Raw genomic sequence first — 16,772 nt, 5'->3', positions numbered from 1 at the left:
TATATAGTTTTCGTGGCTCCACCCCACAAAACCAGCCGCACGCCTTCTCCAAGCTCACATATTTACCCCCGAACCACCAGAGCCTCAACCCCCCTCAGCAGGCACCCGGCGCGATACACTAGAAGGCGTTAAACACAGGCTCAAACCGCCGCCCAACACATCAACACACCAACCCCCAGACACTCGCTGAAGGAGGCGCATGGGACGCATACTCCGCCGCACCCGGCGCCGACACCACCACCCCCAGGGCCAGCTCAACCGCCGCTGGGACACCCTCAGCGGTGCCACCTCCGAACCGCAAAAGCAGCAGGTTCGCCGAAGCCGCCGCGACCGCCTCGAAGCTGAAAAGCTCAGCATCCTCACCAGCGTGCCCGGCATCGATCTTGACCGTCTGCCTACCCTACGTGACCACGAAGACCCCAAGACTCAGCGCAAACGAACCCCACTAGAGTTCAACCAGAAGACTCTCGAACGCTTCCGCGACTTCATTGATTCCTCAGTTCTGGCGTCTCCCTCACGCACCGCAATCGGTGCCTTCTTTCTAGTCATCATCTTCTTCACCATCATGCTGTCCCTGCCGATTTCTTCGGCAGACGGGCAGCGCGTCGCGCTACACCACGCGGTCTTCACCTCAACCAGCGCGGTCACCGTGACCGGTCTGACCACCGTCTCCACAGCAGATCAGTGGTCAACCTTCGGTCAGGCAATGATTCTTCTCGCCTGCCAGGTGGGTGGCCTGGGCACGCTGACCATCACCTCCCTGCTGGCGCTGGCTATCGGCCGCAAAATGGGTCTGCGCACCAAACTCATCGCCCAGGAAGACCTGAATATTAGCCGACTCGGCGAGGTCGGCGGCATCGTCAAAGCGGTGGCGTACGCGTCTTTCTCCATCGAAGCATTCATTGCAATGCTCCTCACCCCGCGCTTCCTCGCGCTCGGCGAAGCACCACACGAGGCTCTGTGGCACGGCATTTTCTACTCGGTTTCGGCATTCAACAACGCCGGATTCACCCCGCACTCGGACGGCATCGTACCCTACGGCCACGATCTCTTCCTGCTCGTACCCATCTGCATCGCGGTGTTCCTCGGCTCGCTCGGCTTCCCCGTGTTCATTGCGATTCAGCGCAACCCTTTCCGCCCATCGCACTGGCAGCTCACCGCAAAACTGACCATAGTCACCACCCTCTTCTTCTTCGGTTTCGGTGCCTTCTTCTGGGGTGCTTTCGAGTGGAATAATCCCGCCACCATTGGCAATTATTCGTCCGGAGATAAGATTCTCAACGCCATCTTTGCCTCCGTCATGATGCGTTCTGGAGGCTTCAATCTTGTCGATATGAACAGCATTACCCCTGTCTCCACGCTGCTGACGGATACGCTCATGTTCATTGGTGGCGGCTCCGGCTCGACCGCAGGCGGCGTGAAGGTCACCACCATCGCCGTGATTGCCCTATCGATTCTTGCCGAGGCGCGAGGTGACCAGAAGGTCGTAGCGTTCAATCGCACCATCCCCGAATCCTCTCTGCGCATTGCCATCTCTGTGATCGTTATGGGTGCTACCGTGGTAGGTGTTGGCACCGCATCGATTCTCATCATTAGCGGCGCAGATCTCAAAGAAGTCATCTTCGAGGTCATCTCTGCCTTCGCGACCTGCGGCCTCTCAAACGGCCTCTCCGCGAGCCTACCTCCGGCAGGCGTGTACGTGCTCAGTGTGCTCATGCTCATTGGTCGTGTGGGTACAACAACCGCCGCAACCGGCCTGGCGATGCGTTCACACCGCCGCCTCTACAAGTTCCCCGAAGAAAGGCCCACCATTGGCTAGTGCACATAACGCCCCCGTCCTCGTCATCGGCCTGGGACGCTTCGGTTCGGCTGTGGCTGCCCAGTTGCGCCTGCAGAATAAAGAGGTTCTCGCCATCGAGAAGGACCCCGAGCTGGTGCAGAAATGGTCCGGCGTGCTGACCCACGTGGTCTCCGCCGATGCGACCGATATCGACACCCTGCATCAGTTGGGTGCGGACGATTTCGGTTCCGCCGTGGTGGGCGTGGGCACCTCCGTGGAGGCGTCCGTGCTGATTACCGCGAACCTCGTAGACATTGGAGTGGAGCGTATCTGGGCGAAGGCCATCACCCCCGCGCACGGCAAGATTCTGGAGCGTATTGGCGCGCACCACGTGGTCTACCCGGAGGCGGACGCTGGCCGCCGCGCCGCGCACCTCGTCTCGGGTCGACTGCTGGACTACATTGAGTTTGATGACGACTTCGCGATTGCGAAGATGCGCCCACCGAAGGAAACCCACGGCTTCACCCTCGCCGAGTCGGATATCCGCTCCAAGTACGGCGTGTCTGTGGTTGGTATTAAGTCCCCCGGTGAGGACTTCACCTACGCGGACGCGACTACCCGCATTCACTCGCGCGACATTCTGATTGTGTCCGGTCAGGTGGATTTGATTGAGCGTTTCGCGGCGCGCCCCTGAGCGCGTTTTTCCTCTAGACATAGAAAAACAGCCTCTTCCCGTTCTGCCGGGAGGAGGCTGTTTTCTGTAGTTTTACCCAGTCAAAGGGATGCTACCGGACGGTATTAGTCCCCGCTGGTTAGTCCGTAATGACTAGTCCTCGTCAGCGGTGTACAGCTGGCTCATTTCCGCCGAGCGGGCGGCGCAGGCGCGCATCGCGTCCTCGGTCAGCTGGAAGAGGCCACCGTCCACGAAGGTGTTCAGTGCACGCTCGGTGGTGCCGTTCGGGCTGGTCACGGCGCGGCGCAGGGCGGGCGCATCCGGGTTGGTGTCGAGCAGGAAGCCGGCACCTGCAACGGTTGCGCTGGCAAGCTTGAGCGCGGTGTCGTGATCCAGGCCGAGCTTCTCGCCGGCGGCGGCCATCGCCTCCGCAAGCAGGAACGCGTATGCTGGGCCAGAACCGGAGACGGCGGTGACCGCATCCATCTGGTCTTCGCGGACCTCAACGACCAGACCGACGGTGCCCAGGACCTCTTCGACGAGCTTCTTCTGCTCGTCCTTCACGGTGTCGGTGGTGGAGATGGCGAGCACACCCTTGCCCACGGAGGAGGGGGTGTTCGGCATGCAGCGAACAATGGGCTGACCTGCGGGAAGGCACTCGGCGAGGGTTTCGAGGGTCACGCCAGCAGCAACGGAGACCACAACGGCGTTCGGTGCGAGGGCGGGTGCAATATCGCGGGCAAGCTCGACAATGCCGTAGGGCTTCACGCCGAGCAGCACGACGTCTGCGTGGGCGGTTGCCTTGTGGTTGCCGTCAGCTTCGCCGCCGGTGGTGATGATTTCTACCTTGTCGCCGAGGCGCTGGGCGAGGGCGGCGCGAGATTCTTCGCTACGTACGGTGGCGCGGATGTGGGCGGGGTCGTGGCCTGCAGCGAGCAGACCTGCGGCGATGGAGCCGTTCATGGAGCCGGTGCCGAGAAAAGCAATAGTTGCGCTCATCGTTGATCCTTCCTAATGGGGTGCCTGCGCCCTGCGGGTGCGCGGTGCGCTGTGCGCGGCGGGCATGTGGAGGCGTACCCTTCCAGCATAGCGGGTGCGGCTACGGGCTTGTGACCTGGCTCGTGTTCCATGTGCTTTTCTGCGCGTGCTTTTCTGGGGTGCGTACTCTGGGGCGTCTTCCCTGCTGTGCCGCTCTGCCTTTCAATCTTTGGCACACCGCTGAGAGGGCAAATAGTGCGGGCGTAGAATTAAATCGGCTTCAGCCCGGCGGTTTGTGCCGGGTATGGAGCCTCCAACACCACACAGCACGCAACACACAAACCCCTTTTCTATGTCTTCTCATACTGGTTCTTCCCCAAATTCTTCCCCGAATAGCCCGCAGAATCCTGCGGGTTCCCGTTCTTTTTCGTTTCGCCTCCTGCTGGGGCTGACCCTTGCCGCGCTGGTCACGGGCGTGTTCAGCGGCCTGGGCGCGATTGTTCTGCATTATGTTCTGGATTTTATGCAGGAGCTAACTTTCGGTCAGGCTGAGGGACATCACCCGATGGTCACTGACGGCGCTGACCCGGCGCGGCGTGCCCTGGTGCTGGCGGCTTTGGGGCCGTTTGTGGCGCTGGTTTGGTATTACCTGCAGTCGGGCGGTCGGCGTGTGGTCGGTGTGAAGTCGCAGATTGTGGGTGCTACTGAGGAGGATCGTGCGCCGTCGCTGTGGCGGCAGATTTCGCATTCGGTGATTCAGATTGTTGCGGTGGGTGCGGGCTCTCCTGTGGGTAAGGAAGTCGCGCCTCGTGAGCTGGGTGCTTTGGCGGCTGGCCGTACCTCGAATCTGCTGGAGCGTCTTGGTTTTGTGGGCGCTGACGGTGCCGCGCTGCTGGGTGATCGTGAGCGTCGCCTGCTGGTGGCGGCGGGTGCGGCGTCCGGTTTGGCGGCGGTGTATCAGGTGCCGATTGGTGGCGTGGTGTACCTTGTGGAGGCGATGGCTGCGGGTCTGAGCTTGTGGTCGCTGTATGTGGGTGCGGTGACGGTGTGGACGGCGACAATCACGGCGAATCTGGTGATTGTAAATGAGCCGACGTACCCGGTGCCGCAGCTTCCGTTGGATGCAACGACGCTGACGGTGGCGGCGCTAACGGGTGTGGTGTTGACTCCGCTGGCGTTGGGTTTTAGGGCGTTGTCGCAGCGTGCGGAGAAGATTAAGGCGAAGGATCGTTCTCTTTTGTGGCGTATTCCTTTGTCGTTTGCGCTGGTCGCGGTGGTTTCGCTGTGGCTTCCGGAGATTCTGGGTAATGGTCGTCTGCTGACTCAGCACACGTTTAATGTGTCGTTGGATGCGGCGGCGGGCGGTTTGACCGCGGCGGCGGCAGTGTATGTGTTGGCGTTGGCTGTTGCGAAGGCTGCCGTGGTGCTGCTGAGTCTGCGTTCGGGTTCGTACGGCGGTACGTTGACGCCGGGTTTGGCGTTGGGTGCGGCGGCCGCATTTTGTGTGGCGGCGCTGGTGCTGTGGGCGTTCCCGGGTTTGGGCGGGGTGCCGGGTGGCGCGTCGATGGTGTTGTATGCGGCGGCGTTGACGGGTACGGCGGCGTTTTTGGGTGTGTCGATGAATGCGCCGTTGTCTGCGTTGACGTTGTTGATTGGTTTTACGGGTCAGGGCGCGAGTGCGTGGCTGCCGATGGCGGTTGCGGTGGGCACGGCGGTGCTGACGCGCTGGGCGTGGACGCGGGCGTTCGGCGCTAAAAAGTAGGCTCTGGCAGGTAGCGGGCGGCCCCGGATGCGTGTGCGTCCGGGGCCGCCTGTTTTGTTTGGGCTACTCGGTGCGGGGTGGAGATTCGGTCATGACCTAGCGATTTCGGTAATGACCTAGCGTCTTTGGTAATGGTTAAAACCCCAGCCTAAAGTCACTAACCCATGGTCGAAGTACGTAACTCATGACCGAATTTCCGCAGGCACGGAGCCTCCGCGGGCGCAAAGATATTTGATGCATAAAGCAATGAAATATCCGAATAGTGATGATTCATCACCGTAGCTACCAAAAGAATGCAAACGATGGCAAACATGCGGTATGGTGGTAACTGTAGTGTTCCATGGCGCATTGATGCGTTTGAAGGGCGCGCTACGGGGCTGTTTTCTTCCGGCAGTCGACGTGACCTGTGAATAACGGCCCGACATGCACATATGTATCACACCATCACCGACGATAGGAGCGTACCTTCTATGGACTCGACTATTTTCAACCGCCGTACCTTGCTGGGTAGCGGCGCGCTTATGGGCCTGGGGGCCCTGCTTGCGGCGTGTGGCCAGCAGGCAAATAACGAGGCGGCAGCCACCGCATCTGCCGCGCCGAGTGAAACTGCCTCGGCGTCTGCGGCTACCTCTGAATCTGCATCAGCTTCGGCAACCCCGAGCCCTGTCATTACCCGCGGCTACTCCGGCGGATCAAAGGCACCGGATGGGGAATACCGTGAAGCTGATGAATACGGTATGGCTCAGAACGTCCCTCTTCCCAAGGCTAAGCCGCAACAGTACCCCGAAACCTTCGCTGGTCTCCGTGAGATGATGACTGATTGGGTCAGAGCCCGTAACTACGGTATTCAGACCGGTGATATGCAGTATGTATGGCCCTATATGCTGGATACCTACGAGAAGGATATTAAGTTCCTCAAGGATATCGAGGGCCTTTATCAGCGCGGCGGCTGGGTTATTGCGGGAACCTCAGATTTTCAAGCAGAGAGCACCCTCAATTACGACGATAAAGCAAAAGAGTATTGGGTTCTTACTCGGCGCCTTTGGACCTATGCCATCTATGTCAATCCTGATGGAAGCAGGACAGAGCATTCCAATACCAAGCATGATAATAATGAAGTTTTCATGATGCGTTATCGCTATAAGGATGGTTATTGGTATCTGTCTGGTTATGTTTCCAATAAGCAGCTCCGCGAACAAGGAGTTATTAAATAATGCACAAAAAACAACTATCCCTGTTCTGCGCGACATGCGTAATAGGTTTTATTGGCCCTGCTTCACATCTAATTTACGCTTTAGAGGACACCTCAGATAGCAACAATCATAGTATTTCCGATGTGAAAGCACCATATAGCGTTCCCTCTTCATATGATGACGTAGATGATATATCTCAAACAAATGCTTATCCTAATCATGAGTCTGCCCAAGATGATCTTAGAACTGCAAAGCAACAGCAACAACAAAAATTTGAAGAGACGCATTATCTTGCAAATGATGGCATGGGCGGTCAATATTACGCTTCAACCACCGATAAAGACTCCTGCGTCACCGCTGATCATCAGCCAGGACAGTATTTCCGCACCTGGATGATGCCTGACGACGGCAACGACTACACCGGTTACTACAATACCTCCGGCATCGGAACCTACTGCACCCCAGTAGAATCCCGCACCCTAACCGCCAATAATCCCAGCGAGCCTCGTAAACCGAGCCCTGCTGAAATGCTTCAAGAAATTGAAGACAAATTCGCTAACACCGATATCCGACCGCCTATCCTAAAGCAGTCCTATAACTCCGGTAACGGCACCGGCAGAGCTAAGGGCGACCCCAATATTTACAAGGGCGACAACGTCAATTTCTACGCTGAAGCCCCCGCTGCTTATTGGGAAGGCGAACTCTCAGCTGGTCACGTTGAAATCGAATCCTATCCGGTACAGATGACCGTCCAGTACGGCAACGGTGATGAGGATAGCTTCTACACCATCGGTGAGCCCATCTACCCGAAGTCAGGCTCGAAAGCGCGACCAACTGCGACCAGTTATGTGTATAAGCGTTCGGGCAACTTCCACGCCTACGCAACGGTTTCTTATGCTGGCCGGTACCGCGTTAATGGTGGCCCGTGGCAGGCTATGCGTACTGTCGTTAAGAAGGACACTGCTGAACCGCTGCTGGTGCGTGTGTGGTGGGTTGATGTGGGCCGCGTAGCCGGTGACTGCAGCTACGACGACACTCGCTGGGGCTGCAAGAACGACCCGACCATGGGCAAGCCGGACAACCCGAACCCGCGCCTGCGCAAGGCAGACATCCGTACCGGCCAGCGCTGGCACCTGAACGATAACGGTGACGGGGACACGGAGTATTCGTTGCACCGCGACTGGCCCGACATGTAAACCAGTTTCTAACCCAACATATAAATAACCGCAGCAGGCGGCCCCGGATGCGTGTGTGTATCCGGGGCCGCTCTGTTTTTTAGACCGAGGTTTTCGATAGGTTGGTGTCTTCACCGTGGGTCTTTAACCCGCATTAAAGTCACTAACCTATCGACGAAAAGGCAAGGCATAACCCATGACCAGCTCTCACATACCTGGCGCAGCCGGAGATTCGGTATAGGGTTACGGATTTACGCCATAGGTTAGCGTCTTCGGTCGTAGTTAAAAACCATGGCAGAAGACGGTAACCTATGGTCGAAATTCTATACGATTTAAAGACACTCCCACACACTCCCGATAAGGAAACTATCTTGATAACCTTATTTTCTCTTCGATACTAAAAAACAGTTTTAAAACTTCTCATATAGCCCCCTGTTTCAAATCCTCTTTATCCTCAACCCCAAATATCTCTGGCTTATATTTCCCGTAATAGCCCCATTCTCCATGAATAATTCTAGAAAATAAACACAACACCCAATACGGAGAAGCAGCTATCAAAGACTTTAACAACAATGAGACATATTTAATATTCCAATGAGCAGGGAGGCATACATACTCACTATAATCTCTGTCCCATATTGAAACTCTCACTCTTCCAGCATTTCTACCATAGGTATTTACCATCGCTAGAAGGTTTTTAAGCTCCTTCTTGGACAGATAACCCTGGAGAACCTTAAGATACGAGTACTCAGCAAGATTCTCAGAGCAAACGTAATTTCGAAGAGAGCTAGGGAGATAGACCAATAAACCAATTAAAAACAAAGCAAATATAACTTCAATAATAGTCGATAGATTAAAAATAGAATTCACATCGCGATATACAGGCATAAAAACACTAGACAAGAGCTGAAGGAAAAATATTCCCTGCAGAATGAACTCCACTACCACACTACGCGCTGATTGAAATTTAGGGAAATATCCGGGGAGACTCAGATACTCTCCAACAATAAACCGTTCAGGAAGATTAAGTATCTTTTTCTGGGCATTTGTATCCGAACAGACACTAAGAACTTTTCGCTCCCACACAGCTCGTTCAAGAGCAGCTTTTCGAGATGCTTCAATCTCCCTATATTCTTCAGAAGCTACAGAAAGCGCATCTACATTTCCAAACTTGACAAGCTCTTTATATTTCTCTGACACTTCGAGCCAAGTCTTATAACGAGTTAACTCAGGTGGCATCCCTTGTTTGGAGAGTTCCATCTGCTTAGTCTCCCTGCGAGCAGTCAGTATAAGACTCAAAGCGGCGATAACTGCCGTTGCAATTGGTGCGACGGCGGAAATCAGCACTTTGCCGAGATCCTGGTCATGAGTCCAATACCAGAGATAATCCCAGCTGAATCCCTCAGCTAGCCCCTGCGCTAACAGTAGTTGGTTCTTCATCGGTGATTGTTCCTTTCCTAGCAGGCGGCCCCGGATGCGTGTGTGCGTCCGGGGCCGCTTTTTAGCACATCGACAAACTGCGCCTTATATTTGCTTTGACGGCTTTGAAAGGAATAGCAGATAGATTCCGAAGATGAGCTTAATTGCCGCATCAATATATGCAATTACCTCTAGTGGAACGTCGACACAAACATATCCTGCGAAAACATTAATGGCACAGATAAGACCCAGGTATATCATTGACTTTCCATGCACAAAATAATAAGGGAAGAAATGCAGTGCGGTTGCCATCAGTGCCCCTAGCCAAATCAATCTCCAATTTTCAGTTGCAAAGAATGGGCCACCCAGCAAAACCATTAAGACAAATAGTAAAACAACAGCATACGAGGATACTTTATTTTGAAATTCACTTGAAGGACCATCGGATAGTCTATTCAGCACTTTTTTATTCATGTTGATCGAGAAAAAGCTAATAACGTAGCCAATGCTGAATACTTGCATGTTTATTATTTGCTTTCCTCCGACCAAGGTAGCTATTGCTATAACTACTGCCACCACAATTAGCCACAGGCCGCATGCCCTCTTATAGTTAAATTCTAACTTTTCATCTTTGTTATAGTTTAGAAAACTCATCGATACCTCCAATAGCCTCTCGTAGAGTCACTTCTCTTGTTACTTCACTAAATTTTAATATAAAAAATTCTGCCATGTTTTAGTATACTCCGCCTGTTCTCTCTGCTAATTACGCCCTCTGTGATTATATCAAAATGGCAATAGAGAATTCATCAAAACAACAAAAAAGAAAGGGACAGCCCCGGATGCGGTGGTATTCGGGGCCACTCTGCCTTTTAGACAGAGGTTTTCGATAGGTTAGTGTCTTCACCATGGGTCTTTAACCCGCAGTGAAGACACTAACCTATCGACGAAAAGGCTAAGTCATAACCCATAACCGGCTCTCGCCTACCTGGCGCAGCCGGAGATTCGGTCATGGGTTACGGATTTGTGCCATAGGTTAGTGTCTTTGGTCGTAGTTAAAAGCCATGGTTGAAGACACTAAACCATGGTCCGCTCTCAATACAAGAAGTTCCAGGTGTTTTCAGAGGCGCACATACATAAAAACAGACAGTACCTACGCAATATCACATCTATCTCCATTAAAGTCACTGAACTTTTATTGAAATACCAGACCCCCTTCTAGCCACTCACACAAAGATTACTCATCAATACCTAGCTTATATTCAGAATATATTTTATTAATATTCTTCATTGAACAATAGATATATGCCACAATAATATAATTAACCCCACTCTTATTAAATTTAATATCGAAATCACCTGCAAAAATTCTAGAGATTGCCTCCAGAGAATGCTCCTCAACTCTCGATTTAATCGCACTCCTGACTACACTTTCCAGCAACCAAGCCATAAGAACAGAAATAACTACAGAAATAACAAGGAATAACGCAACCAACAAATTAATTGAAGCCTCAAAAGAAATATTAAATCCTTCAATGAAGTCAGATACTTCACGGAGGAAAATAGTTAACAATCTAACCATAAGCAGGGAGACTACTACCCAAACAAGCACAAGATTAAATATCCTTTGCCAGTAAAACTCCAAATACTTAAATAGTCTATAAACCCCTCTTTTAGTCCCCAAAATATTAAATTTGTAAATTTCGGAAAATAAGTTTATATTACACTGCATATACACAAAGAAGCATGCACCGAAAAGCAAACTAGCAAGAACAAAAAACAGAATCCCCTCTCTGGCTGGCAAAGCAGTCGAGAAGAGCGCCAAGATAAGCCAGAGCACAACAAGTCTCAAAAATTCTACGTTGGCAACAAAAGACCAAGTATCTGTTTTAATTCCAAAACCAATAGATCCCCTATTTAAATAGAATATAGTGCCATATTCAGACTGAACTGCTCCATTGACTTTGGAGACTCCACCTAAGTTACCTACCCCAGCCTCTTCTGCCACAAATGATTTAACTTGAGTCTTATCATACAAATACCGGGCAATATTATACTCTGAGGCGAACAAGATTTCTTTAGATTCTTCCACATTTTTTACCCTACTTAAAACGGAAGCATTCTTAATTAAAATATCTTTTTCACTGTACACTAACATAAGACATGAAGCTAGAGTAAACCATGCAAAAAATATCAAAATCCACAGAGGGATGTCCGCATATCGCTCAATATTCACATCGCCTGGGACAATATTTTTACCCCACCCTACTTTTCTACTCAAGAACCCAACAAAAAGACCATGCCAAAAATTGATAATAAATATAGTAAAAATTACATAAGCAACCAATTCGGCAAATTGTCGATAAGCGGCTCGGCGAGCTTCTCCACGAATCCCATCTACAGTATCAGCATATTTCCCAACACTAACATATAAACTTAAGAGCAAGCTGGCAATAGATGCAATAACTCCAGACCTTAGGTCAAATAAATAATAGGGAATATTAAATATAAATCCCACCAACCAAATGGGTAAATTGGAACTCTTATCCGGATATATAACCAAGAATGGAAAAACCAATAATAACGGCGAAAGATACATTATTGATATGCCACAAAAAGCAAATATTGGCTTTTTAAAAATATTTTCTCTAAATATCTTTCTCTTCTTTTCTTCGTGTTCTTCGCCCCAGGTGCTGTTGACTTCGTCAATAACTTCTTGGATTTTCATCGGTGATTGTTCCTTTCCTACGTCTTTGTCGGCGGGATATACACGTTATAAGCGGTGACCCCGCAGGCCGGTGCCCATTACACACCAGCCTGCGGGGTTCAGCTGCGGCTATTCGGCCACGTCACGCACCGGTTACGCACCCAGGAGGGTCTTCGGGTTGACCGGAGTACCCGTACCCTCCGCCAGATGCTCAATACGCTTCAGAATCAAGCCCTCACGCAGCGCCCACGGGCACACACGCATCGTCTCAACACCAAACGCCTCCATCGCAGCCTCCGCCGCAATAGCACCCGCCAGCATCTGCTCCGCACGCGCCTTCGAAACACCCGGCAGATCGCTACGCTCAGACACCGTCATCGCCTCCATGCGACGAGTCCACAGGCGCAAATCCTGCAGGTGCATCTCACGCTTCACGTGCGGGCCCGCCGAATACGGCGCCGCACCACAAATACGCGCCAATGAACGGAACGTCTTCGACGTACCCACCGTCATATCCGGCGCACCATACTTCAGCAGGTTCTCCGCCACCGGGGCGATCTGCTCACGCACATACTTACGCAGACGCTTCACCTGCTTCGGCTTCGGCGGCTGCTCATCAAAGAACTCACGAGTCAGGCGGCCCGCGCCCAACGGCACACTCATCGCCGCATCCGGCAACGCATTCGTACCCGTCGAAAACTCAAACGAACCGCCACCAATATCAAAATCAAGGATGCGGCCCGCGCCCCAACCCTGCCAGCGGCGCACCGCAAAGTACGTAATTGCCGCCTCCTGGTCGCCCGAAATACCGTTCAGGCTCACACCGGTCTGCTCACGCACCTGTTGCAACACCGCCGGGCCGTTACCCGCCTCGCGGATAGCGCTCGTGGAGAACGCCAGCAGGTCCTCCGCCTCATTCTCAATCGCGAAGTCGCGGGCGCTCGTCACGAAGCGGGTCAGCGCGTCCGCACCCTCCTGCGAAATATTGCCCTCAGCGTCGAGGTACTGCACGAGCTGCAGCGGAATCTTATGCGATGCGTACGGTTCGGGGCGCGCTCCAGGGCTACCGTCAATCAGCAGCAGGTGGACCGTATTCGACCCGACATCCAGAACTCCCAGGCGCACGATGCGCTCCCCTCCCCCGCCCCGCGGCGGGATACTATCTGTGTGCGGTACCGCAGGTGCGGCTCCTCTCCCAGTCTGTCAGAGGCGCGGCTCACTCCGCAAACAATCCGGGCGGATGCCCAGCATCAGCACAGCACGGGCATAAAAACCTTCCTCGGGCACGCAAAAGGCGCAGGAGGCGACCCACCCCACGCGGGGGTTGCGGGACGCATCCTGCGCCTTCAGTTCAGCTCGAACCACACTCGGCTACGCGGCAGATTACTCGGCGGTCTTCTTCGCCGCGGTCTTACGAGTGGTCGTCTTCTTCGCGGTAGTAGACTTTGCGGTCGTCTTCTTAGCGGTCGTTTTCTTAGCCGTGGTGGTTTTCTTCGCGGCGGTCTTACGTTTGACCGGGCCCTTCGCACGCTTGTCAGCCAGCAGCTGCACCGCACGCTCGTGGGTCAGCGACTCGATCGACTCCGCACGCGGAACCGTAATGTTCGTAATACCGTCGGTGATGTACGGGCCAAAGCGGCCGTCCTTCACCACAATCTTCTTCTCGCTGACCGGGTCCACGCCCAGCTCAGCCAGCGGAGGCTTAGCCGCCGCACGACCGCGCTGCTTCGGCTGGGAGTAAATCTCCAGCGCCTGCTCCAGCGTAATCGTGAAGATCTCGTCCTCGCTGCCAATCGAGCGGGAGTCCGTGCCCTTCTTCAGGTACGGGCCAAAGCGGCCGTTCTGCACGGTAATTTCCACGCCCTCAGCGTCGGTACCGAGCACGCGCGGCAGGCTCATCAGCTGCAGTGCCTGCTCCAGGGTCACGGTCGCCAGGTCCATGGACTTGAACAGGGAGGCGGTGCGCGGCTTGGCGGGCTTCGGCTTCTTCTTCGGCTTGGGCTTGCCGTTCTTGTAGTATTCGGTCGGCTGCGCGTCCAGGTACGCCTGAATCTGCTCCTCGGTCATCTCTTCGATGACTTCGGTGACGTAGGGTCCGTAGCGGCCGTCGCGTGCCACGATCTGGTTGCCGGAGACTGGGTCAACGCCAAGCACGCGGCCGTCGGACTTGCCCTGTTCGAGCAGTTCGCGTGCCTTCGCTTCGGTCAGTTCGTCCGGTGCCAGGTCGGCGGGTACGTTCGCGCGGATCGGTTCGGTCAGTTCGCCGGTCTCGGTGTCGAGGGTGCCTTCGGCTTCCAGGTAGGGGCCGAACTTGCCCACGCGCAGCACAATGCCGTCCGCAATCGGGATGGAGTTGATGCTGCGGGCGTCAATCTCGCCGAGGTTGTCGACGATGGGCTTCAGGCCGCGCTTGGAGCCGCCGCCGAAGTAGAACTCGCCCAGCCATTCGACGCGGGATTCTTCGCCGCGTGCGATGCGGTCGAGGTCTTCTTCCATCTGCGCGGTGAACTCGTAGTTCACGTAGGGGCCGAAGCTGGATTCGAGCAGGCGCACCACGGAGAACGCGATCCAGGACGGAATCAGCGAACCAGAACGAACGTTCACGTATCCGCGGTCCATGATGGTCGAAATAACCGCCGCGTAGGTGGACGGGCGGCCAATGCCCAGCTCGTCCAGGGTCTTCACGAGGGACGCCTCGGTGTAGCGCGGGGGCGGCAGGGTCTCGTGGCCGGCGGGTTCAATCGCCTCGGCGGTCAGTGCCTCGCCGGTGGTCAGGTTCGGCAGGCGCTTCTCAGCGTCCTTCGCCTCACGCTCAGCCAAGCGGGATGCGTCAACGCCTTCCTCGTAGGCGGCGAGGAAGCCGCGGAAGGTGATGACGGTACCGGATGCAGCAAACTCGGCATCCTGGCCGTTAGATGCCACGGCGCCCAGGCGCACGGAGGCGGTGGAACCGGTCGCGTCAGCCATCTGGGAGGCGACGGTACGCTTCCAGATCAGCTCGTAGAGGCGGAATTCGTCGTTGGACAGGGAGCCGCGCACAACGTCCGGGGTGCGGAAGGTGTCGCCGGCGGGGCGGATTGCTTCGTGGGCTTCCTGTGCGTTCTTGCTCTTGGAGGTGTACACGCGCGGTGCGGAGGGCACGAATTCTGCGCCGTACAGCTCGGATGCCTGGCGGCGTGCGGCGGAGATTGCCTGCTCGCTCAGTGCCACCGAGTCGGTACGCATGTAGGTGATGTAACCGTTTTCGTAGAGGCGCTGCGCCACCTGCATGGTCACGCGGGAGGAGAAACGCAGCTTACGTGCGGCTTCCTGCTGCAGGGTGGAAGTGGTGAACGGCGCTGCCGGGCGGCGCTTGTACGGCTTGGTCTCAACGGAGCGTACGGAGAACGCGGCGGACTGCAGGGCTGCGGCGAGCGCGCGGGCGGCTTCCTCGTTCAGGTGGGTGACCTTGGAGGTGTTGAGGGTGCCGTTGTCGGCGAAGTCCTTGCCGGTGGCGATGCGGTTACCGTCTACGGCGACCAGCTTGGCGTCGAAGCCTTCGGAGGCTGCGGTCAGGAAGCGTCCGGTCAGGTCCCAGTAGTTGGCGGCGACGAATGCCATGCGTTCGCGTTCGCGCTCAACCACGAGGCGGGTTGCGACGGACTGCACGCGACCTGCGGAGAGGCCGCGGCCGACCTTGCGCCAGAGTACGGGGGAAATTTCGTAACCGTAGATACGGTCGAGGATGCGGCGGGTTTCCTGCGCGTCGACCAGGTGCAGGTCGATGTCGCGCAGTTCGCCGAAGGCACGCTGAATGGCTTCCCGGGTGATTTCGGGGAAGGTCATGCGGTAGACGGGTACCTTGGGCTTGAGGACTTCCTTCAGGTGCCATGCGATGGCTTCACCTTCGCGGTCACCATCGGTTGCCAGGTAGAGCGCGTCTACTTCTTTGAGCTTGCGCTTGAGTTCGGCGACCTTTTTCTTCTTGTCGGGGTTGACCACGTAGTAGGGTTCGAAGTTCTCTTCAACGTTGACAGCGAACTTGCCGACGGGGCTCTTTTTGAGGTTTTCGGGCAGTTCGGAGGGCTGCGGAAGGTCGCGGATATGGCCCATGGACGAGTCGACGAGGTAGTCCTCGCCGAGGTAGCTGCTAATGGTTTTGACCTTGGAGGGAGACTCCACAATCAGCAGGGCTTTTCCGTTCTTTGCCTGAGCGGGCACGGCACTCCTCTATCTGTGTGTTGAAAAGCTACGTATTCAACCATAACCTACGCTGGCGCTTGTGGGCGCCGGCGGGCTGTGGTGTACGCGGGGTGAGGTAATCTGTGGGGGTGTAATTTGTGTTGGGGTTATGTGGTGCGCTCGATGCGTCTCATGCGGCGAGCGCGTGGTGGCCCGGCGCGAGGCGAGCTAGCCCGGTTCCCGTTGATGTGGACCGGGCGTGTTGAGCTTGCACGTGTGCGCAGGGTACTCGGTACATCATACGGTACCGGAAGCGGTGGTGTGTGCACGGGGAGCAGGTGTGCAGGGTGCATAAGGCAGATGCTGGGGCGCACCGCACGGCGCCCGCACCTGTGCTTCTAGCCCGCTTGCCTGCGCTTCTAGCTGGTCAGGGTGTCCGAGTCGGGGTGGGTGCCGTCCAGGTATGCGGGCAGCAGCGGGTATTCGCGGCCGTACACGGTCTGCGGCGCGATGCGCACCCACTGCATTTCGTGGGTTTCGGAGTCGGGCAGGTCGAAGGTGCGCACGATCTGCGGGGTCATTTCCGGCGGCAGCCAGTGGGCGATACCGACCACGATGACGGAGCGGATGCCGTCTTCGAGGGTTTCGTCGATTTCGAAGGCGACGCGGCGGCTGACCACTACGGAGGAGAACTTGTTGCCGCGGGTGGTGCGGATGTAGATTTCCTGCTTGTCGTCTTGGCTGGCGACGGCGTAGAGCACGGGCAGCACATCGACGTGCTGTCCGTCAGTGAGGATGAGGCGGCCGAGAGTGTTTGCGTGCAGACGCTCCCAGCACTTGTCGACGCTGATACTTTCATCGGGGTACAGGTTACTCATGGTTTCAGTGTATGCGATGGGGTGGGCGCTCTTGCGCAGATGACGGTTT

Annotated in this window: 12 protein-coding genes; 5 read left to right on the top strand and 7 right to left on the bottom strand. The window is 55.4% G+C overall.

The window, feature by feature from the left end; all coding sequences use genetic code 11:
* The first annotated feature begins 199 nt into the window (after nucleotides 1–199).
* Nucleotides 200–1,819 (top strand): TrkH family potassium uptake protein, encoded by a 1,620-nt coding sequence (locus tag LPB405_RS06175; RefSeq protein WP_219100720.1) that lies wholly within the window; start codon nucleotides 200–202, stop codon nucleotides 1,817–1,819.
* Nucleotides 1,812–2,474, top strand: coding sequence for a potassium channel family protein (locus LPB405_RS06170; protein ID WP_005504725.1), 663 nt, complete (start codon nucleotides 1,812–1,814; stop codon nucleotides 2,472–2,474). Before LPB405_RS06175 ends, LPB405_RS06170 begins: the two co-directional genes overlap by 8 nt.
* Nucleotides 2,475–2,606: 132 nt before the next feature.
* On the opposite strand, the gene proC is transcribed toward LPB405_RS06170, so the two are convergent.
* Nucleotides 2,607–3,452, bottom strand: a complete 846-nt coding sequence (gene proC, locus LPB405_RS06165; protein ID WP_219100719.1) for a pyrroline-5-carboxylate reductase — start codon at nucleotides 3,450–3,452, stop codon at nucleotides 2,607–2,609.
* 331 nt (nucleotides 3,453–3,783) lie between these two features.
* On the opposite strand from proC, the gene LPB405_RS06160 reads away from it, so the two are divergent.
* The 3 genes from LPB405_RS06160 (at nucleotide 3,784) to LPB405_RS06150 (ending at nucleotide 7,582) form a co-directional block, all read left to right on the top strand.
* Entirely contained in the window at nucleotides 3,784–5,193 is a 1,410-nt protein-coding gene (locus LPB405_RS06160; protein ID WP_219100717.1) for a chloride channel protein, read from the top strand.
* Nucleotides 5,194–5,663: 470 nt separating this feature from the next.
* Nucleotides 5,664–6,407 (top strand): DUF6318 family protein, encoded by a 744-nt coding sequence (locus LPB405_RS06155; protein WP_219100715.1) that lies wholly within the window; start codon nucleotides 5,664–5,666, stop codon nucleotides 6,405–6,407.
* A gap of 284 nt (nucleotides 6,408–6,691) precedes the next feature.
* Nucleotides 6,692–7,582: a peptide ABC transporter ATPase gene (locus LPB405_RS06150; protein ID WP_219100713.1), complete on the top strand. Its 891-nt coding sequence runs from the start codon at nucleotides 6,692–6,694 to the stop codon at nucleotides 7,580–7,582.
* Between the two features lie 399 nt (nucleotides 7,583–7,981).
* Here LPB405_RS06150 and LPB405_RS06145 read toward each other — a convergent pair whose 3' ends face one another.
* From LPB405_RS06145 to LPB405_RS06120, 6 genes are all read right to left on the bottom strand, one after another.
* Nucleotides 7,982–9,001, bottom strand: coding sequence for a hypothetical protein (locus LPB405_RS06145; protein ID WP_219100711.1), 1,020 nt, complete (start codon nucleotides 8,999–9,001; stop codon nucleotides 7,982–7,984).
* An 84-nt stretch (nucleotides 9,002–9,085) separates the two neighbouring features.
* Complete coding sequence (locus LPB405_RS09070; protein WP_257604874.1) at nucleotides 9,086–9,634, bottom strand: DUF6609 family protein; 549 nt, start codon at nucleotides 9,632–9,634, stop codon at nucleotides 9,086–9,088.
* A gap of 580 nt (nucleotides 9,635–10,214) precedes the next feature.
* Nucleotides 10,215–11,705, bottom strand: a complete 1,491-nt coding sequence (locus LPB405_RS06135) for a hypothetical protein (protein WP_219100709.1) — start codon at nucleotides 11,703–11,705, stop codon at nucleotides 10,215–10,217.
* Between the two features lie 132 nt (nucleotides 11,706–11,837).
* Nucleotides 11,838–12,809 (bottom strand): Ppx/GppA phosphatase family protein, encoded by a 972-nt coding sequence (locus LPB405_RS06130; RefSeq protein WP_219100708.1) that lies wholly within the window; start codon nucleotides 12,807–12,809, stop codon nucleotides 11,838–11,840.
* A 258-nt stretch (nucleotides 12,810–13,067) separates the two neighbouring features.
* On the bottom strand, nucleotides 13,068–15,884 hold the full coding sequence (gene topA, locus LPB405_RS06125; protein WP_219100707.1) for a type I DNA topoisomerase: 2,817 nt from the start codon (nucleotides 15,882–15,884) through the stop codon (nucleotides 13,068–13,070).
* Nucleotides 15,885–16,264: 380 nt separating this feature from the next.
* The gene (locus tag LPB405_RS06120) at nucleotides 16,265–16,723 is read right to left on the bottom strand and encodes a pyridoxamine 5'-phosphate oxidase family protein (protein WP_044145909.1); all 459 of its coding nucleotides are present in this window, start codon (nucleotides 16,721–16,723) and stop codon (nucleotides 16,265–16,267) included.
* Nucleotides 16,724–16,772: the final 49 nt, after the last annotated feature.

The organism is Rothia mucilaginosa, from assembly GCF_019334805.1.
Classification (GTDB): domain Bacteria; phylum Actinomycetota; class Actinomycetes; order Actinomycetales; family Micrococcaceae; genus Rothia; species Rothia mucilaginosa_C.
Note: the sequence above shows the minus strand (reverse complement) of the source record. Positions and strands in the feature narration are given on the sequence as shown.

Excerpts from the sequence above, each read along its gene's own strand:
- LPB405_RS06175 (WP_219100720.1), top strand. The coding sequence starts at position 200 with ATGGGACGCATACTCCGCCGCACCCGGCGCCGACACCACCACCCCCAG.
- proC (WP_219100719.1), bottom strand. The coding sequence starts at position 3,452 with ATGAGCGCAACTATTGCTTTTCTCGGCACCGGCTCCATGAACGGCTCC.
- LPB405_RS06160 (WP_219100717.1), top strand. The coding sequence starts at position 3,784 with ATGTCTTCTCATACTGGTTCTTCCCCAAATTCTTCCCCGAATAGCCCG.
- LPB405_RS06155 (WP_219100715.1), top strand. The coding sequence starts at position 5,664 with ATGGACTCGACTATTTTCAACCGCCGTACCTTGCTGGGTAGCGGCGCG.
- LPB405_RS06150 (WP_219100713.1), top strand. The coding sequence starts at position 6,692 with ATGGGCGGTCAATATTACGCTTCAACCACCGATAAAGACTCCTGCGTC.
- LPB405_RS06145 (WP_219100711.1), bottom strand. The coding sequence starts at position 9,001 with ATGAAGAACCAACTACTGTTAGCGCAGGGGCTAGCTGAGGGATTCAGC.
- LPB405_RS09070 (WP_257604874.1), bottom strand. The coding sequence starts at position 9,634 with ATGAGTTTTCTAAACTATAACAAAGATGAAAAGTTAGAATTTAACTAT.
- LPB405_RS06135 (WP_219100709.1), bottom strand. The coding sequence starts at position 11,705 with ATGAAAATCCAAGAAGTTATTGACGAAGTCAACAGCACCTGGGGCGAA.
- LPB405_RS06120 (WP_044145909.1), bottom strand. The coding sequence starts at position 16,723 with ATGAGTAACCTGTACCCCGATGAAAGTATCAGCGTCGACAAGTGCTGG.